General features: G+C 68.3%; 20 protein-coding genes. 8 read left to right on the forward strand and 12 right to left on the reverse strand.

Going from position 1 to position 23,097, the window contains the following annotated elements:
- Nucleotides 1–4: 4 nt before the first annotated feature.
- Genes IP92_RS03575 through IP92_RS03590 form a run of 4 tightly spaced genes read right to left on the reverse strand, consistent with a single transcriptional unit; the run spans nucleotide 5 to nucleotide 4,345 of the window.
- The gene (locus IP92_RS03575; RefSeq protein ID WP_145873115.1) at nucleotides 5–874 is read right to left on the reverse strand and encodes an SMP-30/gluconolactonase/LRE family protein; all 870 of its coding nucleotides are present in this window, start codon (nucleotides 872–874) and stop codon (nucleotides 5–7) included.
- The gene (gene xylB / locus IP92_RS03580; RefSeq protein ID WP_145873116.1) at nucleotides 871–1,668 is read right to left on the reverse strand and encodes a D-xylose 1-dehydrogenase; all 798 of its coding nucleotides are present in this window, start codon (nucleotides 1,666–1,668) and stop codon (nucleotides 871–873) included. The genes IP92_RS03575 and xylB overlap by 4 nt, the downstream gene beginning before the upstream one ends.
- A 1-nt stretch (nucleotide 1,669) precedes the next feature.
- Nucleotides 1,670–2,869, reverse strand: coding sequence for a fumarylacetoacetate hydrolase family protein (locus IP92_RS03585; RefSeq protein ID WP_145873117.1), 1,200 nt, complete (start codon nucleotides 2,867–2,869; stop codon nucleotides 1,670–1,672).
- 33 nt (nucleotides 2,870–2,902) lie between these two features.
- Nucleotides 2,903–4,345, reverse strand: coding sequence for an enolase C-terminal domain-like protein (locus IP92_RS03590; protein WP_199271818.1), 1,443 nt, complete (start codon nucleotides 4,343–4,345; stop codon nucleotides 2,903–2,905).
- Nucleotides 4,346–4,489: 144 nt separating this feature from the next.
- Between IP92_RS03590 and IP92_RS03595 the strand changes: the two genes are divergently transcribed.
- The 3 genes from IP92_RS03595 to IP92_RS03605 are packed head-to-tail and all read left to right on the forward strand — an operon-like array spanning nucleotide 4,490 to nucleotide 10,173.
- Nucleotides 4,490–5,773, forward strand: coding sequence for an SGNH/GDSL hydrolase family protein (locus IP92_RS03595; protein WP_229418599.1), 1,284 nt, complete (start codon nucleotides 4,490–4,492; stop codon nucleotides 5,771–5,773).
- Nucleotides 5,770–7,326, forward strand: coding sequence for a glycoside hydrolase family 43 protein (locus IP92_RS03600; RefSeq protein WP_145873118.1), 1,557 nt, complete (start codon nucleotides 5,770–5,772; stop codon nucleotides 7,324–7,326). Before IP92_RS03595 ends, IP92_RS03600 begins: the two co-directional genes overlap by 4 nt.
- On the forward strand, nucleotides 7,327–10,173 hold the full coding sequence (locus tag IP92_RS03605; protein ID WP_229418600.1) for a glycosyl hydrolase 115 family protein: 2,847 nt from the start codon (nucleotides 7,327–7,329) through the stop codon (nucleotides 10,171–10,173). It begins immediately after the preceding gene.
- On the opposite strand, the gene IP92_RS03610 is transcribed toward IP92_RS03605, so the two are convergent.
- A complete protein-coding gene (locus tag IP92_RS03610) occupies nucleotides 10,166–10,780 on the reverse strand; it encodes a DUF2939 domain-containing protein (protein WP_158206816.1) in 615 nt (204 codons plus the stop codon). The two genes, IP92_RS03605 and IP92_RS03610, sit on opposite strands and share 8 nt — an antisense overlap.
- A gap of 145 nt (nucleotides 10,781–10,925) precedes the next feature.
- On the opposite strand from IP92_RS03610, the gene IP92_RS03615 reads away from it, so the two are divergent.
- Genes IP92_RS03615 through IP92_RS03625 form a run of 3 tightly spaced genes read left to right on the forward strand, consistent with a single transcriptional unit; the run spans nucleotide 10,926 to nucleotide 12,113 of the window.
- Nucleotides 10,926–11,252: an ArsR/SmtB family transcription factor gene (locus IP92_RS03615; RefSeq protein WP_145873120.1), complete on the forward strand. Its 327-nt coding sequence runs from the start codon at nucleotides 10,926–10,928 to the stop codon at nucleotides 11,250–11,252.
- Nucleotides 11,249–11,680, forward strand: coding sequence for a YeeE/YedE family protein (locus IP92_RS03620; RefSeq protein WP_145873121.1), 432 nt, complete (start codon nucleotides 11,249–11,251; stop codon nucleotides 11,678–11,680). Before IP92_RS03615 ends, IP92_RS03620 begins: the two co-directional genes overlap by 4 nt.
- Before the next feature lie 10 nt (nucleotides 11,681–11,690).
- Complete coding sequence (locus IP92_RS03625; RefSeq protein ID WP_371860876.1) at nucleotides 11,691–12,113, forward strand: YeeE/YedE family protein; 423 nt, start codon at nucleotides 11,691–11,693, stop codon at nucleotides 12,111–12,113.
- A gap of 182 nt (nucleotides 12,114–12,295) precedes the next feature.
- Here the strand turns inward: IP92_RS03625 and IP92_RS03630 are convergent, their stop codons facing one another.
- Nucleotides 12,296–13,414, reverse strand: coding sequence for an endo-1,4-beta-xylanase (locus IP92_RS03630; protein ID WP_145873122.1), 1,119 nt, complete (start codon nucleotides 13,412–13,414; stop codon nucleotides 12,296–12,298).
- 101 nt (nucleotides 13,415–13,515) lie between these two features.
- Here IP92_RS03630 and IP92_RS03635 point away from each other — a divergent pair, with 101 nt between their 5' ends.
- Complete coding sequence (locus IP92_RS03635) at nucleotides 13,516–15,684, forward strand: alpha-glucuronidase family glycosyl hydrolase (protein ID WP_145873123.1); 2,169 nt, start codon at nucleotides 13,516–13,518, stop codon at nucleotides 15,682–15,684.
- 124 nt (nucleotides 15,685–15,808) lie between these two features.
- Nucleotides 15,809–16,939 (forward strand): LacI family DNA-binding transcriptional regulator, encoded by a 1,131-nt coding sequence (locus IP92_RS03640; RefSeq protein ID WP_145873124.1) that lies wholly within the window; start codon nucleotides 15,809–15,811, stop codon nucleotides 16,937–16,939.
- 263 nt (nucleotides 16,940–17,202) lie between these two features.
- Here the strand turns inward: IP92_RS03640 and IP92_RS03645 are convergent, their stop codons facing one another.
- The 6 genes from IP92_RS03645 to IP92_RS30090 all read right to left on the reverse strand — a co-directional run bounded on the left by IP92_RS03645 (nucleotide 17,203) and on the right by IP92_RS30090 (nucleotide 22,763).
- Nucleotides 17,203–18,090, reverse strand: coding sequence for an HlyD family secretion protein (locus IP92_RS03645; protein WP_229418601.1), 888 nt, complete (start codon nucleotides 18,088–18,090; stop codon nucleotides 17,203–17,205).
- A gap of 38 nt (nucleotides 18,091–18,128) precedes the next feature.
- Nucleotides 18,129–18,329 (reverse strand): DUF1656 domain-containing protein, encoded by a 201-nt coding sequence (locus IP92_RS03650; RefSeq protein WP_145873125.1) that lies wholly within the window; start codon nucleotides 18,327–18,329, stop codon nucleotides 18,129–18,131.
- On the reverse strand, nucleotides 18,319–20,460 hold the full coding sequence (locus tag IP92_RS03655) for an FUSC family protein (RefSeq protein WP_145873126.1): 2,142 nt from the start codon (nucleotides 20,458–20,460) through the stop codon (nucleotides 18,319–18,321). Before IP92_RS03655 ends, IP92_RS03650 begins: the two co-directional genes overlap by 11 nt.
- A 37-nt stretch (nucleotides 20,461–20,497) precedes the next feature.
- Entirely contained in the window at nucleotides 20,498–20,992 is a 495-nt protein-coding gene (locus IP92_RS03660) for a MarR family winged helix-turn-helix transcriptional regulator (protein ID WP_145873127.1), read from the reverse strand.
- Between the two features lie 70 nt (nucleotides 20,993–21,062).
- Nucleotides 21,063–22,487 carry an efflux transporter outer membrane subunit gene (locus IP92_RS03665; RefSeq protein WP_145873128.1) on the reverse strand — a complete coding sequence of 475 codons (1,425 nt, stop codon included), beginning with the start codon at nucleotides 22,485–22,487 and terminating at the stop codon, nucleotides 21,063–21,065.
- Nucleotides 22,488–22,490: 3 nt separating this feature from the next.
- A complete protein-coding gene (locus tag IP92_RS30090; RefSeq protein WP_199271819.1) occupies nucleotides 22,491–22,763 on the reverse strand; it encodes a DUF4148 domain-containing protein in 273 nt (90 codons plus the stop codon).
- Nucleotides 22,764–23,097 lie beyond the last annotated feature (334 nt).

Here is a 23,097-nt window from a genome sequence, read left to right on the forward strand (position 1 = left end):
GATGTCATCCAAGCTTGATCAGGTGTTGCGGCAGCCCGGGCACGTCGACGGGGAAGGCGAACACGCCGCCCGCCAGCGGGGCGGCAGCACGTTCGTCTTCCGTCAGTCCCTTCGTGGCTGTCGTGGCGAAAGCGGTTTTCAGGTCCGGCCCGCCGAACGCGATCTTCGTCACGTTCGGCACCGGGAACGCTACGGTGCGCAGCAGCGCGCCCGCTGGAGAATAGCATTCGACGCGGGCACCGCGGAACACGGCGACCCAAACGTTGCCGGCCGCGTCGACGGCGCTGCCGTCCGGCCAGCCCGGCTCCTTGACCGTCGCGAACAGGCGCTTGTTGGCCAGCGTGCCGTCGGCCTGCACGTCGAACGCGTGGACGGTTTTGCCGAACGTGTCGGTGTGGTAGAAGGTCTTGCGGTCAGGGCTGAAGGCCGGGCCGTTCGTGATGATGATGCCGTCGTCGTGCCGCGTCAGCTCGCCGCCGGCATAGCGGTACAGCGCGCCGCTGGCGGCCGTTTCGGCATTGTCCATCGAGCCGAACCAGATGGCGCCGTCATGCGCCACGTGCCCGTCGTTCAGGCGGTTGCCGGGGCGGTCGTCCTCGAACGTCGTCACGGTCGTGAACTCACCGCTGGTCGGGTCGAAGCGCAGCAGCTTGCCGGCCACGCCGCACACGAAGCCGCCGCCATCGACCGGCAGCGCGAAGCCGGTTTCGCCCGGCATGTCCCACGTGCGGCGGTTCTCCCCCTGCGCATCGCAACGGTGCAGCTTGTGCTGCTTGATGTCGACGAAGTACAGCATCTGTTCGGCCGGGTGCCAGATCGGGCCTTCGCCCAAGGTGGCGGCCAGCGGCCAGATGCACTGTGGCGTCGTGCTCATTTGCCGTCCCCGTACCAGCCGGCGTCGACGAAGTAATCGCGGCCCGTGCAGCGCGACGCCTGGTTCGACGACAGGAACAGCGTCAGCGCGGCCACGTCTTCGGGCTCGATACGCTCTTTGAGCAGTTGCGAGGCCATGATCTGCGCTTCGCCTTCCGGCGTGTACCACAGCGCCATCTGCTTCGGCGTCTTCACCGAGCCGGGGATCACCGTGTTGACGCGGATGCCGTCGTTGCCCAGGTCGCGCGCGAGGCCACGCGTCAAGCCTTCGATCGCGGCCTTGGCCGTCATGTACAACGTCAGGTTCGGCAGCGCCAGGTACCACGAGATCGAACCGAAGTTCAGGATCACGCCGCTGCCGGCCTTCTTCATGCCCGGCGCCACGGCTTGCGCGCAGAAGAACTGGTGGCGCAGGTTGACGGCCAGGCTGTCGTCCCAGTACTGCGGGGTCACTTCGTGCACGCTGTGGCGATGGTCGTTGGCCGCGTTATTGATCAGGATCTCGACGGCGCCGATGTCCCGCTCGATGTCTGCAAACGTTTTCGCAAGCTCGTCCAGATTGGTCATGTCGCAGTGGATGAAGCGCGGCTGATGCCGCGCGTTCGGGTAGCTCGCGGCCAGTTCGCGCGACGGTTCGTCGGCGATATCCAGGAACACGACCTGCGACCCTTGCTGCACATAGGCGTCGACAATGCCGGCGCCGATGCCGGTGCCGCCGCCGGTGACGACGACACGCTTGTCCTTCAGATCCGGATAGGTGGCATATTCAAACGGTTTCTTTCTGTCGCCAGCCATCTCATTTACCTCCAGTGGTATTTCCCAGCAACCCGCGGCGGGCGAGGTTGCCGTACAGGGCGCGAACGCCGAAGGTCCACGGCGCGATTTCGTCGCTGCGGTGGACGTGGTTGATCAATGCCCCCAGCGCCGGACTCGCGACCGTGACGCGGTCGCCCTTGTGGTGCGTGAAACCGCCGCCCTTCGTGTCGCGGTCCTTGATGGGGGAGAACATCGTCCCGAGGAACAGCATGAAGCCGTCCGGGTACTGGTGGTGCGCGCCGCACGTCTGGCCCACGAGGTCGAGCGGGTCGCGGCTGATCTGCTTCATCAGGCTGATTCCGTCCAGCTCGAAGCCGTCGTCCTCGCCCTCGATCGTCATCCGCACTTCGGCGGCGCGCACCGTGTCCATCGTGAAGTGGTTGTCGAACAGGCGCACGAACGGGCCGATCGCGCAGGAGCCGTTGTTGTCCTTCGCCTTACCCAGCAACAGCGCGCTGCGGCCTTCGATGTCGCGCAGGTTCACGTCGTTGCCCAGCGTGGCGCCGACGACCTGGCCGCGGCTGTTCACGGCCAGCACGATCTCCGGTTCCGGGTTGTTCCATTTCGATTCCGGGTGCAGGCCGACGTCCGCACCGAAGCCCACGGCGGACATCGGCTGCGACTTCGAGAACACCTCGGCGTACGGGCCGATGCCCACTTCCATGTATTGCGACCACGCGCCGCGGCTGATGAACTCCTGCTTCAGCTGCTCGGCCTGGGGCGAACCCGGCTTGATGCTGGACAGGTCGGCGCCGATCGTCGCCAGCAGTTCGCCGCGCAGGCTCTCCGCGCGGGCCGGGTCGCCGCCCGCCTGTTCCTCGATCACGCGCTCGAGCAGGCTCACGGCGAACGTCACGCCGCACGCCTTGAGCGCCTGCAGGTCGCACGGCGCCAGCAGGCGCGGTGCGGTGGCCGGCGCGTTGGCGTCCAGCGCCGTCTCGATCAGCTGCGTGACGGGGCCGAGCGATTCGCCCGGCGCGCTGCGCACGACGCTGACCAGGTCTTCGCGTTCGAACAGTTCGGCGACGGTCGGTGCGTGGGCGGTGATGTCGAACACCTCGCCGTTGCGCACGGCGACGACGCACGGTCCGTTGACGTCACCGGCCCGCCATACGCGGCCCACGAGCAGTGCCTGCGACAGGTCGGCAGGCAGCAGCGACAATGCTGGCGCTTCCTTCATATGAGTCTCCTGTTGTTCTGGTTGTGGATGTGTTCAGCGGCCCAGGCTGGGCAGCTTGGGCGAATAGGTCCATCCCGGGATCAGGTACTGCATCGCCATCGCGTCGTCGCGCGCGCCGGTGCCGACCTGCTTGTACAGCTCGTGCGCGGCGGCGATGCGGTCCAGGTCCGGCTCGATGCCCAGGCCCGGGCGGTCCGTCACGGCCACTTCGCCGGCCTTGATCTGCAGCGGCTCCTTCGTCAGGCGCTCTTGCCCTTCCTGCCAGATCCAGTGCGTGTCGATCGCCGTGATGCGGCCCGGCGCGGCGGCCGCCGCATGGGTGAACATCGCCAGCGACACGTCGAAGTGGTTGTTCGAATGCGAGCCCCACGTCATGCCCCATTCCTGGCACAGCTGCGCCAGGCGCACGGAACCCTGCATCGTCCAGAAGTGTGGATCGGCCAGCGGAATGTCGACGGCGTTCAGCAGGTGCGAGTGCGCCATCTGGCGCCAGTCCGTGGCGATCATGTTGGTGGCCGTCGGCAGGCCGGTGGCGCGCTTGAACTCGGCCATGATCTCGCGGCCCGAATAGCCCTGTTCGGGGCCGCACGGATCTTCCGCGTAGGCCAGCACATCGCCCTGGCCCTTGCACAGGCGGATCGCCTCTTCCAGCGACCAGGCGCCGTTCGGGTCCAGGGTCACGCGCGAATCGGGGAAGCGGCGCTTGATCGCCGTGACGGCCGCGATCTCCTCCTCGCCACGCATCACGCCGCCCTTCAGCTTGAAGTCGCGGAAGCCGTAGCGCGCCACGGTGGCCTCGGCCTGCGCGACGATCGCATCGACGGTGACGGCTTCCTGGTGGCGGATGTGGTACCAGTCGTTCGGATTGCCGGAGCCGGCCAGGTAGGGCAGGTCGGTGCGGGTGCGGTCGCCGATGTAGAACAGGTAGGCGAGCATCGGCACCTTGTCGCGCTGCTGCCCGCTGCCCAGCAGTTCGCAGACGGGCACGCCCAGGTGCTGGCCCAGCAGATCCAGCAGCGCCGCCTCGATAGCCGTGACGACGTTCTCGAGGCGCAGGTTGATTTCGTGCGGCTGCTTCAGCACGGCCGCCTCGGCGGCCGAGGTGACCTGGTGCTGCATCGTCTGCGGGCCGCGCATCTCTCCCGACCCTTTGCCGGCGATACCTTCGCGCACGGCGTTCAGCGTGCGGTTGTAGCGGCCGATCTCGGTGCCGACGACGCGGCCGACCGAGTTTTCCAGCGCCTTGTTGATGCCGGCGCCGCCCGGCACTTCGCCGATGCCGGTATTGCCGGCACTGTCGGTCAGCAGCACGAGGGTGCGGATGAAATAGGGCGCATGCGCGCCGCACAGGTTGAACAGCATGCTGTCGTGGCCTGCGACGGGAATCACCTGCATCGAGGTGATGACGGGGGTCTTGGTTGTCTCCACGCGACTCTCGTTATTGTGTTTGGCTGAACTATGTGTTGCTTGTACCATCGCGCTGACCTAAAATGAATAGCGCTAACATTTTTTGCAGTGTGCGCGATTTGTCGTAGCAAGTCAACATATCTCTGGCCCCCGCCGGAGCGCGCGCCCAAGAAGACGACGTGCCCGAACCAGGCACGCTAAAACGGAGACGATATGCACAACAAGTACACGCCGCTGCGCGCGGGCGGCGCAGCCATGCTCGCCGCGCTGGCGCTCGCCACCATTAGCACTGCGACCACCGCGGCCGCGGCCGACAGGCCCGGCAACTGGCACTGGGTCGCGTCCTGGGGCACCGCCCAGATGCAGCCGGAACCCCAGAACGAACTCGCCCTCGAACACTGGCAGGATGCCACGCTGCGCCAGATCGTGCACGTGGCGCTGGGCGGCGAGAAGCTGCGGGTACGGATCAGCAATGTATTCGGCACCACGCCGCTCGTCATCGACGCGGCCGGCATCGGCCTGGCCCGCGCGCCAGGCGACCCGGCTATCGATCCGCAATCCGCCAGGCCGCTGACGTTCGGCGGCAAGGGCACCGTGATGATCCCGGCGGGCGCCGAATACTACAGCGACGTGGTGACGCTGCCGCACAAGGCCGGCGCGGACCTCGCCATTTCGCTGTACTTCAATGGCGCGCCAGGCAAGCAGACGGGCCACCCCGGCTCGCGTACCACCAGCTTCGTCGCGAAAGGGCAGCGCACGCTGGATGCGACCCTGGCCGATCCCGTCAAGACGCCGCGCTGGTACCTGCTGGCGGACGTGGAAGTGCAGGCGCCGCGCGACACCGGCGCGGTGGTGGCGGTCGGCGATTCGATCACCGATGGCTATGGCACGACGACGGACGGCAACGACCGCTGGCCGGATGCGCTGGCCGCCCGCATCGCCGCCGGCGGCAAGCCGATGGGTGTCGTCAACGTGGGCATCGGCGGCGGACGCATGCTGCGCGACGGCCTGGGCCCGAACCTGGCCTCGCGCTTCGACCGCGACGTGATCGGCCGCGCCGGCGTGACGCATGCGGTGGTGATGATCGGCGTGAACGACTTCGGCATCCAGCACCGCAACGGCGAGGACATCCCGGCCGCCCGCGCCAAGCTGGTGGAAGACCTGCAGGTCGCGCACCGCCAGCTCGTCGAGCGGGCGCACGCGCACGGCATCTGCGTCATCGGCGGCACCGTCACGCCATATGCGGGCAGCGATTACTACCGGCCGGCACCAGCCAACGAGGCGGATCGCCAGCAGCTGAACCAGTGGATCCGCACGTCCGGCGTGTTCGACGCGGTGGCCGACTTCGACGCGGCGCTGCGCGATCCCGCGCAGCCGGACCGGCTGAAGAAGGAATACGACAACGACGGCCTGCATCCATCGGTCGCCGGCCTGAAGGCGATGGCCGATGCCGTGCCGCTGGCCGCGCTGCGCAACCGCTGCGGAGGTGCCAAATGAAGCCGCTGCTGTTTGCCCTTGGATTGCTCGCGGGGACAGCGCAGGCAGCCGACACTTACCGCAATCCGGTGCTGCCCGGCTTCCACGCGGACCCCAGCATCTGCCGCGTCGGCAACGACTACTACCTGGCCACCAGCAGCTTCGAGTACTTCCCCGGCGTGCCGATCTTCCACAGCAAGGATCTCGTGCACTGGAAGCAGATCGGCCATGCGCTGACGCGTACGTCGCAACTGCCGCTGGCCGGCCAGCGCTACTCGCGCGGCATCTTCGCGCCGACCCTGCGCTGCAACGAGACGGGCTTCTGGATGATCACGACGAACGTGGACAACGGCGGCAACTTCTACGTCCACGCGAAGGACCCGGCCGGGCCGTGGTCCGAACCCGTGTGGATCAAGGAACAGCAGGGCTGGATCGATCCATCTCTGTTCTTCGACGACGACGGCACCGTGTACTTCACGCGGCACGACGGCGGCGAGAAGGGCGGCGTGGCGCAGGCCCGCATCGACCTGAAGACGGGCAAGCTGCTCGATGCGCCGAAGCGGATCTGGAACGGCACCGGTGGCGTGTGGCCGGAAGGGCCGCACCTGTACAAGATCAACGGCATGTACTACCTGATGATCGCCGAGGGCGGCACGTCGTACAACCACGCGATCACGGTGGCGCGTTCGAAGTCCCCGTTCGGTCCGTTCGAGTCGAACCCCGCCAACCCGATCCTCACGCACCGCGGCAAGCCGGAGCAGCCGCTGCAGGCGCTCGGCCACGCCGACCTGGTGCAGACGCCGGACGGCAAGTGGTGGATGGTGCTGCTGGGCGTGCGCCCGCAGCAGAACAAGCATCACCTGGGCCGCGAAACGATGCTGGCACCCGTCACGTGGAAGGATGGCTGGCCGGTCGTCAACGACGGCAAGCCACTGACGGTCGAGATGAGCGGGGCCGGCCTGCCACCGGCCGCGCCGTGGCCGGCGGAACCCGTGCGCACTGGCTTCGATGCGCCGCAGCTGGACCTGCGCTGGACCTTCCTGCGCGGCCCGACGGATGGCCTGTATTCGCTGACGGAGCGTCCCGGCTGGCTGCGACTGAAGGGCAACCGGTGGACGATGGATGACGCGGCGACGCCGGCCTTCGTGGCGCGCCGCCAGCAGCACCTGAACATGCGCGCCGCCATGCTGGTGGACTTCGCACCGGGCGGCCCGGGCCAGTATGCCGGGCTGGCGCTGCGGCAGAACGAGAACAACCACTACCAGCTGCGCATCGGCGGCAGCGCGGCGGCACGCCGCGTGGAACTGGTCACGCGCGTGAAGGGCGTGACGACGGCCGTTGCGTCCACTGCGCTGGCGACCGGGCCCGTGGAGCTGCAGGTACGCGCCTGGCCGGACCGCTATGAATTCAGCTATGCCCAGCAGGGCGGCAAGCCGGTGGTGCTGGGCAGCGCGCCGACGGCGCCGCTGTCGTCCGAGGAGGCCGGTGGATTCACCGGCGTGTTCGTGGGGATGTTCGCGACCGGCGCGCCGGCCGACGTCGACTGGTTCGACTACGAACCGCTGGGGGACTGAGTGACTGCGTTGCGTTGGATGTTGCTGGTGCTGCTGCTCCAGCTGGGAACCCGTGCGCAGGCGCTGGGCAAGCCACCGTTCGTCGCGTTCGAGCGGGGCGGTCTTGATGCCGTCGAGCTGGTGGCCAAAGGCCGGGCCGCGCCGATCTATGTGGACGGCAACGACCACGCGGGCGTGCTGCGCGCCGCCGGCGACCTGCAGGCGGACGTGGCGCGGGTCAGCGGCACGAAGCCGGCGCTGCTGAAGAACGCGCCGCTCGGCATCGACGTCGTCATCGTCGGCACGCTGGGCAAGAGCGCGCTGATCGACGGCCTCGCGCAGGCGGGCATGCTGGACGTGGCGGCGCTGCGCGGCAAGTGGGAAGGTTACCTGATCCGCACGGTGACGAACCCGCTGCCGGGCGTGCAGCGCGCGCTCGTGATTGCCGGCAGCGACAAGCGCGGCACGATCTACGGCATCTACGAGCTCTCCGAACAGATCGGCGTATCGCCGTGGTACTGGTGGGCCGACGTGCCGCCGGCGCGGCACAAGGCGATCTATGCGAACGCCGGCACGGCGGTGGCCGATGCACCGGTGGTGCAGTACCGCGGCATCTTCCTGAACGACGAGGCGCCCGCGTTGACGGGCTGGGCGAAGGAGCGCTACGGCGGCTACAACCACCGGTTCTACACGAAGGTGTTCGAACTGATCCTGCGCCTGCGCGGCAATTACCTGTGGCCGGCGATGTGGGACGCGGCATTCTTCAACGACGACCCGGAGAATGGCCGGCTGGCCGACGAATACGGCATCGTGATGGGCACGTCGCACCACGAGCCGATGATGCGGGCGCACAAGGAATGGGCCCGCTACGGCAAGGGGCCGTGGGACTACCACCGCAACGAGGGCGTGCTGAAGGACTTCTGGCGCGCCGGGATCGAGAAGACGCAGGGCTTCGAGAAGATCGTCACGCTGGGCATGCGCGGCGACGGCGACGAGCCGATGTCGCGTGACGCCAACGTGGCGCTGCTGGAAAAGATCGTCAAGGATCAACGGGAGATCATCGCGCGGCAGATCAACCCGGACATGAAGCAGGTGCCGCAGCTGTGGGCCCTGTACAAGGAAGTGCAGGAGTATTACGAGCAGGGCATGCGCGTGCCGGACGACGTGCTGCTGCTGTGGTGCGACGACAACTGGGGCAATATCCGCCGGCTGCCGACGCCCGAGGAACGCAAGCGCTCCGGCGGCGCCGGCATCTACTACCACTTCGATTACGTGGGCGGCCCGCGCAACTACAAGTGGATCAACGTGACGCCGCTGCCGAAGGTGTGGGAGCAGATGCACCTGGCGTGGCAGTACGATGCGACGCAGCTGTGGATCGTCAACGTGGGCGACCTGAAGCCGATGGAGGTGCCGATCGAGTTCTTCCTGTCGTATGCCTGGAACCCGGCCGCGTGGCCGGCCGACCGCCTGCAGGAATACCTGCGCCTGTGGGCCACCCGCGAGTTCGGCGCGCGCGATGCGCCCGAGATCGCGGACATCGTCGCGAAATATGCCAAGTACAACGGCCGCCGCCGGCCGGAGATGCTGGCGCCGGACACCTACAGCCTCGTCAACTACGACGAAGCGGCCCGCGTGGTGGCGGACTACCGCGCGCTGGAGGCGCGCGCCGAACGGCTGTACGCGGCGCAGCCGAAGGAGCGGCGCGACGCGTTCTTCCAGCTGGTGCTGCACCCGGTGAAGGCGGCAGCCATCGTCAACGACCTGTATGCGACGGTGGGCATGAACCGGCTGTATGCGCAGCAGGGGCGCACCGCGACGAACGACATGGCGGCGCGGGCCCGCAAGCTGTTCGCGGACGATGCCGCGCTGACGCGGCGCTATCACACGATGGGCGGCGGCAAGTGGAACCACATGATGGCGCAGACGCACCTGGGCTATACGTACTGGCAGCAACCGCCGCGCAACGTGATGCCGGCCGTGTCCGAGGTGCAGGTGCCGCCGGCCGGGGAGCTGGGCGTGGCGGTCGAAGGCAGCGCCGGCGCGTGGCCGGAAGCGCGCGACCTGAAGCTGCCGGCGCTGGACGTGTTCGAACGCCGGCCGCGCCACGTGGAGCTGTTCAACCGGGGCGGCAAGCCGGTGCCGTTCACGGTACGGACCAGCGATCCGTGGCTCTTGATCGACAAGCCGTCAGGCACCGTCGACAAGGTGCAGCGCATCGCCGTCGATGCGCGCTGGGACGAGGTGCCGGCCGGCGTCACGACGGCGCAGCTGCTCGTCACAGGCCCGAACGGCACGGCGAAGATCGACGTGCCGCTGCACAAGCCGGCCGACGCGGCCCGGGTGCGCGGCTTCGTCGAGACGGGCGGCGTCGTGGCGATGGAGGCGGAGCACTATGCGCGCGCCGTCGCGGCACCGGGCCGGGAATGGCTCAACGTGCCGGATCACGGCCGCACGCTGTCGGGCATGACGACGTTGCCGGTCGATGCGCCGGCGCTGTCCCCGCAGGACGGCATGCGCCTCGAGTATGACGTGCACCTGTTCAGCCGCGGCGACGTGAAGGTGCACGTGACGGTGGCGCCGACCTTGAAGTTCCAGCCGGGGCAGGGCTTGCGCTACGCGGTGGCGCTGGACGACGGCGCGCCGCAGGTCGTCAACCTGCATGCCGACGGGTCGGAAAAATGGTGGGAGAAGATCGTTGCCGACGGCGCCGCCGTGTTCACGACCGGGCATGCCGTCGACAAGCCGGGTGCGCACGTGCTGAAGGTATGGGCGCTCGACCCGGGCGTGGTGCTGCAGAAAATCGTCGTCGATGCGGGCGGCATGAAGGCCAGCTACCTGGGGCCGCCGGAAAGTCCGCGGGTCAGGTAGCTCCGGGTTGCGGTGCATGGCGCGCCGCACCGCAGCAGTGCGTCGGCTTCGGCAAGTCGATGCCGACAAGCTTCCACTGCGCGAAGCCGGTGCGCTCCAGCACATAGCCCATGCTCGAGCCACTGCCTTCGTCGTGCCTGAGCACGACGAGCCGGTTCACGCCGGCGCGCTCGAACAGCCATTTCTCGTCGACGTCGTCTCCGTCCTCTTCCGCCTGGACCGGCGGGGCGGACCTGTCGTCCTCGACGTTCTTCGTCTTCCCTACACGCACGGCGTAGGCAAGGTACTCCGGCGTGATCATCACGTCGACGAGCTTGTCGGTCATCAGGCTCCCCAGCATCGCGCCGAACGCGGCACCCGCCTCGGCAACGCCGTTGCCACCCGCGCCGAGGTCGCGCAGGCTGTCCGTCATCATCGCGTTCAGCTGCACCTTCAGGTCCGCCCGTACCTTGGGGAAGTCCACGTGTTCCGCAAGCGCCGCCACGTCACCCCGCCGCGCCGCGTCGCGCAGCGCGTGGAATGCGAGGTAAGGCGAAAAGTACCAGTACGCGGCCAGCAGCAACAGCAGCACGGGAACGACTTTGACGAGGGTGCGTTGGTTCAGCATGAAGCGTTTTCTTGTCGGGTTATCGGGCTGGGAACTATAACCGCTGGCGGCCGGCCGGGCCATGCCTTCGTATCCATGGCGGCTGCATGCGTAAAACAGTTTATCTTGATATATAATGTTTCGAACTTAAGTGTACGGACAATCGATGGACCAACACCGCAATCTCGACCTGGCTGCCATGCAGGCCGCGGCGGCGCAGGCATGCGGCCTGCTCAAAACGCTCGCCAACCCGGACCGCCTGCTGTTGCTGTGCCAGCTGACGCAGGGGGAATACTGCGTCAGCGACCTGGCGGCGCAGCTGGGCATCGGCCAGCCGACGCTGTCGCAGCAACTGGGCGTGCTGCGCAACGAAGGGCTCGTCGCCACGCGGCGCGACGGCAAGCAGATTTACTACCGGCTCGCCAGCGACGACGCGGCCGCGGTGATGCAGGTACTGTATGCGCGCTTCTGCGCGCCGGGGAGGGAGCGATGACGATCGACTGGATGCATTTCACGCCCATCGCGGGCTTGCTGGGCGGGTTGTTGATCGGTGCGGCGGCCGCCTTGTTCGTGCTGTTCAACGGCCGGATTGCCGGCATCAGCGGCATCGCCGGCGGCTTGCTGCGTCCCGCGCGCGGCGATGTCGGCTGGCGCGTGGCGTTCCTGGTCGGCCTCATCGCCGCACCGCTGCTGTATCGCCTGGCGGCGCCACTGCCGCCGGTGCAGATCGATGCAGGCACCGGGACGCTGATCGTCGCGGGCCTGCTGGTGGGGATCGGCACGCGCTATGGCTCCGGCTGCACCAGCGGGCATGGCGTGTGCGGACTGTCGCGCCGCTCGCCCCGTTCGCTGGCCGCGACGGCCGCGTTCATGCTGGCCGGCTTCGTTACCGTGTGGGTCGTGCGCCACGTGCTGGCGTGAGGAGGGTGTGATGCGTAGTTTTATGGTGAATTTGATGGCGCTGCTGGCGGGCCTGGTGTTCGGCATCGGCCTGATCGTCTCGGGCATGACGGACCCGGCGAAGGTGCAGGGCTTTCTCGACGTGGCCGGCACGTGGAATCCGACGCTGGCGTTCGTGATGGGCGGCGCCGTGCTGGTCGGCCTGGCGGCTTTCGCGGTGGCGGGCCGTTGGGAGCGTTCGCTACTGGGCGAGCCGATGCGGCTGCCGACGGCCACGGCCATCGACCGCCGGCTGCTGCTGGGATCGCTGGCGTTCGGCGTCGGCTGGGGCCTGGCCGGCTACTGCCCCGGCCCCGCGCTGACGTCACTCGCGACGGGCGCCGTCGAGCCGCTGATCTTCACGGCGGCGATGCTGGCGGGGATGGGGGTGTTCGAGCTGTTGGAGCGGCGCTGAACTCGCTACGGCCGAGCTTGTGTCCTTCTGGGGTCAGACCCTAGAGGGACACAAGCTCGGCAGTCAAATGGATGAGTTCGTGTCCCTGTGGGGTCAGACCCCAGCGGGACACGGGCTCGGCAGTCAAATGGATGAGTTCGTGTACGTCCGTTGCCGGGACACGGACTCAGCGATAGCCATTGTCACGCCCGCCGCTGCGGCATCGCGCGCAGCGATGCGGCGATCGCGTCGCGCAGCGGTTTGGCGCGCAGCTGGTCGTCCCATGGGCAGCAGCGCTGCGGCAGCTTGTCCTTGCGGGGGGCCTCGTCCCAGGTCTGCAGCCAGCTGACGTGGTCGGCCATGCCCCACAGCAGGAAGTCCTTCACCTGCGGGTACGACAGCGTGACGTCGAGGTAGTCGCGCGCCAGCGCGGCCACGCCGGCGTCGCGGGTCGTGAAGTCGGCCGGCAGCATGCGGTCGTTGACGTCGAATTCCGTGATCAGCAGGTCGAAGCCCATGCCCGTCACTTCGTCGAGGAAGGCGCGCCAGTCGCGGATCGGGTCGGTCTTCTGCGTGGCGTCATCCCACGAGCCGATGTGGCTTTGCAGGCCGACCGCGTGGACGGGCGTGCCCTTGGCCTTCAGTTCGCGCAGCATCTTCAGCACGCCGGCGCGGTGCTTGGCGCTGCCGGCATCCTCGCGCATGTAATCGTTGTAGACCAGCTGCGCATGCGGCGCCTGCTCATGGGCGACGCGGAACGCGAAGTCGATCTGCTCGATGGCACCCATCCGCTGCGTGAACGCGTTGCTGCGCAAGTCGCCCGTCTTCGGATCGACCGCCTCGTTGACGACGTCGTAGCTGTAGATGCCGGTGCCGTAGTGCTTGCAGACCGTCGTGATGTGTTCGCGCAGCAGGCGCTCGGCCTCGCGGCTGCCCTGGCCGAAATCGTGAGACGCGATCCACGCCGGCAGCCATTTTTCCGGCTGCCACACGAGCGTATGGCCGCGCACCTGCATGCCTTCCTTGCGCGCCCAGGCGAACATCTCGTCCGCGGGCGCGAAGTTCAGCGTGCCTGGCTTCGGCTCCAGTGCCGGCCATTTCGTCTCGTTTTCGGCGACGATCACATTGCATTCGCGCGCCATCAGCGCGCGGTAGGCCGGGTCCTTGAAGTCGCGGTAGCCCAGCGCGTTCCCGAAGCGCAGGCCCTTGCGGGCGGCGATCGTCTTCAACGGCTCGGGGTCGGCGGCGAGGGAAAAGGGCAGGGCGGCGGCACAGGCGGTGCCGGCCAGCAGGCGCAGCATGTCGCGGCGGCTCGTGGTCATCGTGTCTCCTGTCGGCGCGGGGCCGTATTGTTGTAGCGTCTGGCAAAAGGTTACGCTAACATCCATAACAACGCAATGAATTGCGCTAACAACACGGAGACATGATGCAAATCTGGAACAGGGCACTGGCCGCACTGGCGCTGGTAGCGGCGGCGGTGCTGGCGAGCGCGGTGCACGCCGCGCCCGCACACCCCGCGGACGAGGACGGCTACGAACTGTGGCTGCGCTATCGGCCGCTGCCGCAGGCGCACGCGCCACGGTGGAATACTATCGTGTTCGACGGCGCGCCGTCCGCGACGGTGCGCGCGGCAATCGACGAGCTGCGTCGCGGCGCGCAAGGCATGACGGGCAAGGACCTCGCGCTGGGCACGCGCGTGACGGATGGCGCGGTCGTGCTGGCGCGCGCCGGCAAGCTGCCGGCTGGTGTCGATGGCGCGGGCCTGGCGGACCTGGGCCGCGAAGGCTATCTGCTCAAGAGCGCGACGGTGGCCGGCAAGCGGGTGACCGTCATCGCCGCGAACGACGACATCGGCCTGCTGTACGGTGCTTTCGGCCTGCTGCGCGCGGCCAATACGGGCAAGCCGCTCGACCGGCTGGACGAACGGTCGGCACCGAAGCTGCAGCTGCGCGTGCTGAACCACTGGGACAACCTGGACCGCAGCGTCGAGCGGGGCTATGCCGGGCAGTCGATCTGGAACTGGTGGGAGCTGCCGGACGTGCGCGACCGCCGCTATGTCGACTATGCGCGCGCCAACGCTTCGCTGGGTATCAACGGCACGGTGCTGAACAACGTCAATTCGAAGCCGGAGATCCTGACGGCGCCGTGGATCGCCAAGGCGGCCGCGCTGGCCGACGTGCTGCGGCCGTACGGCATCAAGGTGTACCTGTCGGCGCGCTTCTCGACGCCGCTGGAACTGAAGGAAACGAAGACGGCCGACCCGCTGTCGCCGGAAGTGGCGGCATGGTGGCGCAACAAGGCCGACGAGATCTATCGCGCCATCCCCGACTTCGGCGGTTTTCTCGTCAAGGCCAATTCGGAAGGCCAGCCGGGCCCGCAGGACTACCACCGCACGCACGTGGACGGCGCCAACATGCTGGCCGCCGCGCTGGCGCCGCACAACGGCGTGGTGATGTGGCGCGCGTTCGTCTACGCGGCCGAGAAGCCGGACGACCGCGCCAAGCAGGCCTATGACGAATTCAAGCCGCTGGACGGCAAGTTCGCCCGGAACGTGCTGGTGCAGGTGAAGAACGGCGCGATCGACTTCCAGCCGCGCGAGCCGTTCCACCCGCTGTTCGGCGCGATGCCGGCCACGCCGCTGATGATGGAATTCCAGATCACCAAGGAATACCTGGGCTTCGCGATGCACATGGCTTACCTCGGCCCGCTGTTCGAGGAGACGCTGACGAGCGATACGATGCGCCAACCGGGCGGCCTGACGGTGGCGCAAGTGCTGGAAGACGCGGCGCATGGCAAGCGGCCGACCGGCATGGCCGGCGTGGCGAACGTCGGCAGCTCGCGCACGTGGAGCGGCTCGCACTTCGACCAGGCCAACTGGTATGCGTACGGGCGGTTCGCGTGGGACCCGCAGGGCAGCGCCCGCGCGTTTGCCGAGGAGTGGGCGACGCAGACGTTTGCCCGCGATCCAAAGGCAGTGCAGGGCATCGTCGACATGATGATGATGTCGCGCGAGGCCGTCGTGAACTACATGACGCCGCTGGGGCTGCATCACCTGATGGACACGGGCCACCATCACGGCCCCGGCCCGTGGGTGGACAACCTGGGCCGGCCGGACTGGAACCCCACCTACTACCACAAGGCCGACCGGCAGGGCATCGGCTTCGACCGCACCGCGCGCGGCAGCAATGCGCTGGCACAGTACGCGCCGGCGCTGGCGGCCCGCTGGTCCGACCCGCGCACCACGCCGCCCGAGCTGCTGCTGTGGTTCCACCACCTGCCGTGGGATTACGCGATGCCGTCCGGCCGCACGTTGTGGGCGGAGCTGGTCGGCCATTACGACCGGGGCGTCGCCCAGGCCGAGGAGCTGCGCACGCGTTGGGAGCGGATGAAACCGTTCGTCGACGCGCGCCGCTACGACGAGGTGCGCGAACGGCTGGACGTGCAGGTGAAGGAGGCGCACTGGTGGCGCGATGCGTCGGTGGCGTACTTCCAGTCCGTGTCGGGTCTGGCGCTGCCGCCCGGCGCACGGCCGCCGGCGCGTTCGCTGGACGAGTACAAGGCCATCCGCTTCCCGTACGCGCCGGGGCATTGACGGGGCCGGCGCAGCCATGGGTGCGCTAACACGGCGGGGCCGCGGATGCTAAAATGGCAGACGCGGTTTTGCCGTCACGGCATATGATAAAGTCCGCAGATAATAATCCTACAAGTACAGTCAGATGACGAAAATTCAGGCGAAAGCGCCCAGCACGCCAGGGGAGGCGGGTCCGCAGCCGTCGCGGCGGTCCGAGAAGCCGGGCGTGCCCACGATGTCGGACGTCGCCAAACTGGCCGGCGTGTCGCCGATGACCGTGTCGCGCGTGATGAACGGCGATCCGAACGTGCGGCCGGCCACCCGCCGCAAGGTCGACGAGGCCGTGGCCGCGCTGAACTACGTGCCGAACCAGGCCGCGCGCCGGCTGGCGGGCGCACGCGCGATCCGCATCGGCTTCTTGTACAGTAACCCGTCGGCCGGCTACCTGAGCGAATTCCTCGTCGGCCTGCTGAACCAGGCCAGCATCCACAACGTGCAGCTCGTCGTCGAGAACTGCGAAGGCGGGCAGGCGTGGGAAGCGCAGACGCGCCGGCTGATCGACAACGGCGTCGACGGCATCATCCTGCCGCCGCCGCTGTGCGATATGCGCGAGCTGATCGAGATGATCGCGCTGGCCGACGTGCCGTCCGTGACGGTCGCATGCGGCCAGCCGGATCCGCGCGTTGGCGCCGTGTCGATCGACGACTACCATGCCGCCTACGAGATGACGAGCCACCTGATCTCGCTGGGCCACCACCGCATCGGCTTCATCATCGGCCACCCGAACCAGACGGCATCCGCGCGCCGCCTGGACGGCTACAAGGCGGCGATCGCCGAGAAGGGCGCCGACGCCGCGCCCGAGCTGATGGTGCAGGGCATGTTCACGTACCGCTCCGGCCTCGACGCGGCGGAGTCCCTGCTGGGCCTCGAGCAGCGCCCGACGGCGATCTTCGCCAGCAACGACGACATGGCCGCGGCGACCGTCGCGATCGCCCATCGCCTGGGCCTGGACGTGCCGGGCGACCTCACCGTCGCCGGCTTCGACGACACCGCGCTGGCGACGACGATCTGGCCCGAGCTGACGACGGTGCGCCAGCCGATCGCCCAGATGGCCGAGACGGCGGTGCAGTTCCTCGTCCGCCAGATCCGCGCCCAGCGCGACGGCACCATCCAGGAGCCGGAGCACATCGTGATGGACTTCTCGCTGATCCGCCGCCAATCCGACGCCGCCCCGCGCCGCCGCCCCAAGCTGGCCGGAAAGTCCGGCGAAGCCTGACCCCCACCGTCTCACCCGCGCATCGCCCACGCATCGCCCGGCAGCGTTGTCGCCCCGCCACAGGGGACTGTCCCTCGATTCTGGAAATATTTCCAAAAACGAGGGACAGTCCCCTGTGGCTTTTCCGCGTCACCGCGGGATGCGCTGCGCACGCGCTCACTCTGACGCGGCGTGCGGCTGGTCCTGAACCGTTGCGTGCCAACGACGCGGGACTGTCCCCGATTTCAGGAAATATTTCCGGATTCGAGGGACAGTCCCTCGATTCAGGCAACTTTCTTTTTCGCAGCCGGGTGCTGCGTGATCGTTACCGTGCACGTCGTGCCGGCCACCAGTTCGACGCCTTGCGGCAGCTTGTCGATGGCGATGCGCACGGGGACGCGCTGGGCCAGGCGGACCCAGTTGAACGTGGGGTTCACGTCGGCCAGCAGCTCGCGGCCCGTGGCGGCGTCGCGGTCGGTGATGCCGCGGGCGACGCTTTCGATGTGGCCCGCCAGCGCCACGCCGTCCATCAGCCGCACGTCGACGGGCGCGCCCGCTTTCAGCAGCGGCAGCCGGGTCTCTTCGAAGTAGCCCATCACATAGAACGACGCGCTGTCGATCAGTGCCAGCTTCGGCGCGCCGACGGCGGCGAAGTCGCCCGCATACACGTGCAGGTTCGTCACGTAGCCGGTGACGGGGGCGCGCACCACGGTGCGGTGCAGGTTCAGCTCCGCCAGATGCTTCGCGGCGGCCGCGGCGCGGTACTGGGCCGATGCCGTGCCCACCGCATACTCGGCCGACTCGCGGCTCTCGGCCGAGATCACGGCGGCATCCAGCGCGGCGCGTCGTTTCGCTTCGCTGCCGCGGCGGGTCTTCTCGACCTGCTGGGCGGCCAGCGCGGCGTCGGCGGTGGCGAGGGCGTTCTCGTAACGTTCGCTGTCGACGACGAACAGCACGTCGCCCTTGTGCACCAGCTGGTTGTCGTGCACGCGCACCTCGGTGACGATGCCGGCCACGTCGGCACTGATCGTCACCACGTCGGCCTTCACGCGGGCGTCGCGCGTCCACGGCGATTCCATGTAGTGGTCCCATCCCGCCTTGCCGGCGTACAGCGCGGCGCTGGCGAGCAGCAGGGTGGCGAGGATGCGAAAGAGTTTGACGGCAAGGGTCACGGCAGGTGTTCCGGTCGAAGGTTGAAGGTTGAAGAAGGTTATTGGTACAGCCAGGCGGTGAGGCCGCCGAAGATGCAGACGAACAGCGCCAGGCGCGCCAGCGCCGGGTGCCACAGGCGCCGGTAGATGCCGGTGGCGACGAGCAGCCGGTCCAGCACGCCCTGCAGCAGCGCGCTGGCCAGGAACAGCGGAAGCAGCGTCGGGATCAGGATGCCGAAGATCGACAGTTCACGAGGCATGGATAACTCCGGTAAGGGGATAGGTCGGTGGCGGCAGCTGGTCCTGCAGCGACGTGTGGATCGAATGCAGCGCGGTCAGCGCGGCGCGCAGGCTGGACGGATCGTCCGCCAGCGCGGTACGCACGGCCGGGCCGGCGGCCTGCAAGGCGGCGACGGCGGCGCGGCACGACGGCTCGCCCGGCACGCGCAGGTAGTCGGCCACGGCACGCAATGCCGGATCCAGCGCGGCATCCGCACCGGTGGCACGCGCCAGCGCGCGCAGCTCGATGACGGCATGCCCCAGCTCCAGCAACGTCAGGCCCTGCCGCACGACGGCACGCGCCTCGGGCGACGGCGCCGGGCCGGCGGCCGCGTTCAGTTGCGACAGCAGGTCGCGCACCCGGTTGTCGAAGCGGTGCCGCAGCCGCGCACCCTGGCCGCGCAGCCGCGCCGTGCAGGCGGACAGCGCCTCGCGCCACAATGCCGCGGCCACGTGCGTGCGGTTGCCCATCGTATGCTCGGGCAGCACGACGGTGAAGATCAGGTACGCGAGCACCACGCCGCCCGTCTGCGCGAACAGCGAATTCATGACGACGCCCGCGTCGTAGTTGACCAGGTGCTGCGGCGCCAGGAACTGGCTGCTCAGCATCGCCATGCCGATGCCGATGCCGGCCCGCTTCGGATCGCTCGTCAGCCACCCCGCAAGGCACAGCAGCGGCGCGGTGGCCAGCATCAACATCGGGAAGCCGTCGGCGCGCGCCAGCAGCAGGAACACCGTCGCATACGTCAGCGGCGCGCCGATCACAAAGCCCGTCAGCACCTGCTTGATCATCGCCGTCGGCCGCGGCGAGCCGGAAGCGAGCGCGCAGAAGATCGTGGACATCAACAGCGCGTTGGACAGCTGCGGCCACGCCAGCCAGTACCACAGCGTGGCACCGCACAAGAGCGCGATCGCGGCGCGCGCACCGCTGGCCGCCACGATGCCGGGCGGCGTCTTCGGCGCATACGCCTGCGGCTCGCTGACCTGCATCCGTTTTTTTTGCGCGAGGCCGTGATAGATGCCGACGAACGTCACCAGATGGCGGGCAAAGCGCTCGGCCAGTTCGACCGCCGTGTCGAAGTCGATGCGCAGGCGCTCGTCGCCCGGCGGCAGTTGCGTGCGCGCGCTTTCGGCCTGCTGCGCCAGCGCGGCGGGCAGCATGTCGATCGGGGCACCTGCGATGCTGCCGCTTTGCGCCAACGCGCCGCCCAGTGCCTGCGCCAGCAGCGCTTCGAGTGGTGCCACCAGCGCCGGCACGGGCGAGGCGGCGCCGGTGCGCATGCGGTGCAGCAGCCGGTGCAAGGTGTAGAACGTCGTCAGCGCTGCCATGAACGCCTCGTTGAACGCATGCAGCTGGCGCGTCTGCGCGCGGCCCAGGCCAGCCTCGAAGAAGGCGGCGGCGCGGCCCGATTCCAGCGCGGCGATGTCGGCGGCGAAGCGCAGGTGGTTCAGTTCCGCTTCGGCGGGCGGCAGCCGGTGTTCCAGCACCTGGCGGCAGAAACCGAGGAAGCGCTCATAGCGCGCCTGCACGGTGCGCAGCACCTGCGGGCCGTGCGCGCGCGGCAGCAGCACGTCGTGCACGGTGATCGCCACCAGCACGCCGAGCCCCACTTCGGTGGCGCGCGTGACGGCCAGCGCAAACACATTGGCCGGGTTGTCCAGCGCCGGCACGGCGATCATGCATGCCGTGTACCCGGCCAGCACGAAGCTGTAGGACTGCTGGTTGCGGTGCATCGCGGCGCCGGCCGTGCACAGCGCGATCCACAGCGCGAGGCCGGCAAACAGGGGCGGCGCCTGCTGCGGGAACAGCGCCACCAGGGTCAGCGCCGCCGTGCAGCCGACCACGGTGCCCAACAGGCGGTACAGCGCCTTCTCGAGCACCATGCCGGACGAGGGCAGCGCCAGCACGAACGTCGTCGCCACGGCCGTCAACGGCGCATCGAGGCCGAGGCGCAGTGCCAGCCACAGCGCGCCATACGCCGCCGCCAGCATGCGCACGACGAACAGCAGGCGTTCGCCGTCGGCCGCGACCCAGCCTTGCAGGGCGCGGCGCGTGGCACCGGTAAGGTGGGACAGGCGGGATGTGGGAGGTGCTGCGGAGTCGGGTGTCATCGTTCTTCACGCGACCCCGACGCGAGGAGGGAGCCGCTTAGGTGTTGTCCAAGTTTTCCAGCTGCCGGGCGAACAGCTGTTCCTGCAGCCGGATGTCTTCCGGCGTGAATCCGTCATACGCGCGCGTCGTGCGCCGCCACACTTCGGGCATCACCTGTTCGATCAGCCGGCGGCCGTTGTCGGTCAGCGAGATCATCACGCAGCGGCGGTCGCCCGGGCGGTTGCCGCGCGCGACGAGGCCCTGCGCTTCGAGGTCGTTGCAGACCCGCGTCAGGTTGGCGGGCTTTTCCATGCAGGCTTCGCCCAGCGCCGACGCGGTCGACGTCTCGTTGTCCGAGCCGTACAGCACGGCGAGTACCATGTAGCTGGCATCGACCAGGTCGTACTTGCGCAGTGCCGCGTTCGACAGGTCCTTGATCCGCTTTTGCACGTGGTACGTCATGCGAAGCAGCCGCATCAGGTCTTCCGGGAAGTCCGGATTCCTGCCACGGATGTTCTTCAGGCGCTTGTTGGTCGCGTCAAAACTGCTCATCGGCGCACTCCTGTGCAATAAATCGATAACAGCCTGATTGTACTAGGGGTTGCACAACGGTAAATTGTTTTTAGATGCCATCCTCCAGCCTGACACCACCCCCCAGCGCAGCCATCAGGCTCGCATAATTGTCCAGCCGCTCGCTTTCCACGCGCAGCAATTGATCTTCTTCGCCCAGCAGGAGAAGCTGCGCCTGCAAGGCGTTCATGGCATCCGTGACACCCGCCCGGTAGGCCTGCTCGGCCAAGTCGTGGGCCCGTTTCGCCGTCACCAGCGCATGCTCCGCGAGGCGTTGTTGTTCGTTACAGGACTGTATCTTCGCTACAACATTCGCGACGTCCGCCAGCGCCTGCACCACCGTGGCGTTGTACTGCTCGACGGCGCCGTCGTACGCGGCCGTGTCGGCCGTCAGCGCGCTGCGCAGCCGTCCCCCTTCGAACACCGGCAGGGTCAATGCCGGCGTCACGCCCAGCGTGCGGGCGGACGGCTCGAGGAAGCGGGAAAAGCCGAACGACTGCAGGCCCGCGAACGCGATCAGGTTGATGTTCGGGTAGAACGCCGCCCGTGCCGCATCGATGCGCCGGTCCGCCGCCTCGACGCGCCAGCGCATCGCCGCGATATCGGGCCGGCGGCCCACCAGTTCGGCCGGCAGCGCCGACGGCAAGCCCGGCATCTTGTCCAGGGCCGGCGCTGGCCGGGCGATCGTTTCCGTCTCGCCCGGTCCCTTGCCGACCAGTGCCGCCAGCTGGTTGCGCAGCAGCGCGATCGATTCGCCGATCGCCTCGTGCTCGCGCCGGCCAGCCGGCAACGTGTTTTCCACCGTCGCCACGTCGATGCCGCTGGCCAGGCCGGCCGCTTCGCGCCGGCGCACGATGTCGAGGATGCGGCGGCGTTCGGCCAGGCTGGCCGCGACGCTGTCCTGCTGCGCATGCCGGTACCACAGCTGCAGGTAGGTGCGCACGACGGCCGTCTGCAACGTCAGCCTGGCCATCTGCGCCTCGGCCGCGGCTACGCGGGCATCGCCCAGCGCGGCGGCCAGCGTGTCGTGATGGCGGCCCCACAGGTCCAGGTCGTAGGAGCCGTTCAATGTCGCCGTGTTGTACCAGGCCCAGTTACCGGCCAGCGGCGCCGGGACGGAGCCGTGGGCGGGGAAGCGTTCGCGCGTCGTGCTGACGTTGGCATCCACGTGCGGCTCGCCCGCCGCGGACACGACGCCGGCCAGCGCGGCAGCCTGCCGCACGCGCGCCTGCGCCGCCTTCAGGCTGGGATTGTCGGCTAGCGCCGCTTCGACCAGCCGGTCCAGCTGCGGATCGCCATAGGCCTGCCACCATTGCTCGTCGGGCCAGTGGGCGTCCTGCGCAACGGCGCTTTCGATCGCCTTGCCCGCGGCCAGGTCGGCGGCGGGCAGCACGCGCGACGCAGGCTTGATATGGCCCATGTCCGCACAGCCGGCCAGCAGCAGCGCCACCGCGGCGGCGATCGCAACACGCTTCATTGCTTAGCGGGCGACTTGCTGCTTCGTGCGCGCGACATCCATGTCGGCTTCGGTCTCGATCAGCGTGCCGTTGCGGCGCGCTTCGATGACCTGGGCTTGCACCTGCTCGCGGGTCAGGCCACGAGACTGCGCGACCGGCGCGGCTTGCGGCGCCTGCGTGGCGGTCACGGCGGTGGTGGCGGTAGCGGTGGCGGCGGCCGGTTCCTCGGCACCAAAAGCGGCGCCGGCAGTTGCCAGGGCCAGTGCGGCGATAACGTAGTAAGCGGTTTTCATCATGTTCTCCAAGTGGTTGATGACCATGCACACAGTATACCAATGAATTATACATTAGTGAAATAACGAGTTCGGATATGTGCAATACAGAAATAAGATGAGAAGGGGATGCACTGCGGCGTTGCCGTGCCAATTGCCGAGCTTGTGTCACTGGTGCCAGGCACCGGTGACACAAGCTCATCTGCAATGCGCGGCGGAGTGTCCCCTGGTGCCTGGCAGTCGGGCCATGGCCCGACGGGGCACGAGCCCATCTGCGCTGCGCGGTGAACATGTCTGAGAGGCTGATACTGCCGGCGGTCGAGCGCGTGGCGCGTTGCTGGCGGGCGTGAAGTGCGAC

The organism is Pseudoduganella flava, assembly GCF_007830495.1.
GTDB classification, from domain to species: domain Bacteria; phylum Pseudomonadota; class Gammaproteobacteria; order Burkholderiales; family Burkholderiaceae_D; genus Rugamonas; species Rugamonas flava.

Excerpts from the sequence above, each read along its gene's own strand:
- IP92_RS03575 (WP_145873115.1), bottom strand. The coding sequence starts at position 874 with ATGAGCACGACGCCACAGTGCATCTGGCCGCTGGCCGCCACCTTGGGC.
- xylB (WP_145873116.1), bottom strand. The coding sequence starts at position 1,668 with ATGGCTGGCGACAGAAAGAAACCGTTTGAATATGCCACCTATCCGGAT.
- IP92_RS03585 (WP_145873117.1), bottom strand. The coding sequence starts at position 2,869 with ATGAAGGAAGCGCCAGCATTGTCGCTGCTGCCTGCCGACCTGTCGCAG.
- IP92_RS03590 (WP_199271818.1), bottom strand. The coding sequence starts at position 4,345 with ATGGTACAAGCAACACATAGTTCAGCCAAACACAATAACGAGAGTCGC.
- IP92_RS03595 (WP_229418599.1), top strand. The coding sequence starts at position 4,490 with ATGCACAACAAGTACACGCCGCTGCGCGCGGGCGGCGCAGCCATGCTC.
- IP92_RS03600 (WP_145873118.1), top strand. The coding sequence starts at position 5,770 with ATGAAGCCGCTGCTGTTTGCCCTTGGATTGCTCGCGGGGACAGCGCAG.
- IP92_RS03610 (WP_158206816.1), bottom strand. The coding sequence starts at position 10,780 with ATGCTGAACCAACGCACCCTCGTCAAAGTCGTTCCCGTGCTGCTGTTG.
- IP92_RS03615 (WP_145873120.1), top strand. The coding sequence starts at position 10,926 with ATGGACCAACACCGCAATCTCGACCTGGCTGCCATGCAGGCCGCGGCG.
- IP92_RS03620 (WP_145873121.1), top strand. The coding sequence starts at position 11,249 with ATGACGATCGACTGGATGCATTTCACGCCCATCGCGGGCTTGCTGGGC.
- IP92_RS03625 (WP_371860876.1), top strand. The coding sequence starts at position 11,691 with ATGCGTAGTTTTATGGTGAATTTGATGGCGCTGCTGGCGGGCCTGGTG.
- IP92_RS03630 (WP_145873122.1), bottom strand. The coding sequence starts at position 13,414 with ATGACCACGAGCCGCCGCGACATGCTGCGCCTGCTGGCCGGCACCGCC.
- IP92_RS03635 (WP_145873123.1), top strand. The coding sequence starts at position 13,516 with ATGATGCAAATCTGGAACAGGGCACTGGCCGCACTGGCGCTGGTAGCG.
- IP92_RS03640 (WP_145873124.1), top strand. The coding sequence starts at position 15,809 with ATGACGAAAATTCAGGCGAAAGCGCCCAGCACGCCAGGGGAGGCGGGT.
- IP92_RS03650 (WP_145873125.1), bottom strand. The coding sequence starts at position 18,329 with ATGCCTCGTGAACTGTCGATCTTCGGCATCCTGATCCCGACGCTGCTT.
- IP92_RS03655 (WP_145873126.1), bottom strand. The coding sequence starts at position 20,460 with ATGACACCCGACTCCGCAGCACCTCCCACATCCCGCCTGTCCCACCTT.
- IP92_RS03660 (WP_145873127.1), bottom strand. The coding sequence starts at position 20,992 with ATGAGCAGTTTTGACGCGACCAACAAGCGCCTGAAGAACATCCGTGGC.
- IP92_RS03665 (WP_145873128.1), bottom strand. The coding sequence starts at position 22,487 with ATGAAGCGTGTTGCGATCGCCGCCGCGGTGGCGCTGCTGCTGGCCGGC.
- IP92_RS30090 (WP_199271819.1), bottom strand. The coding sequence starts at position 22,763 with ATGATGAAAACCGCTTACTACGTTATCGCCGCACTGGCCCTGGCAACT.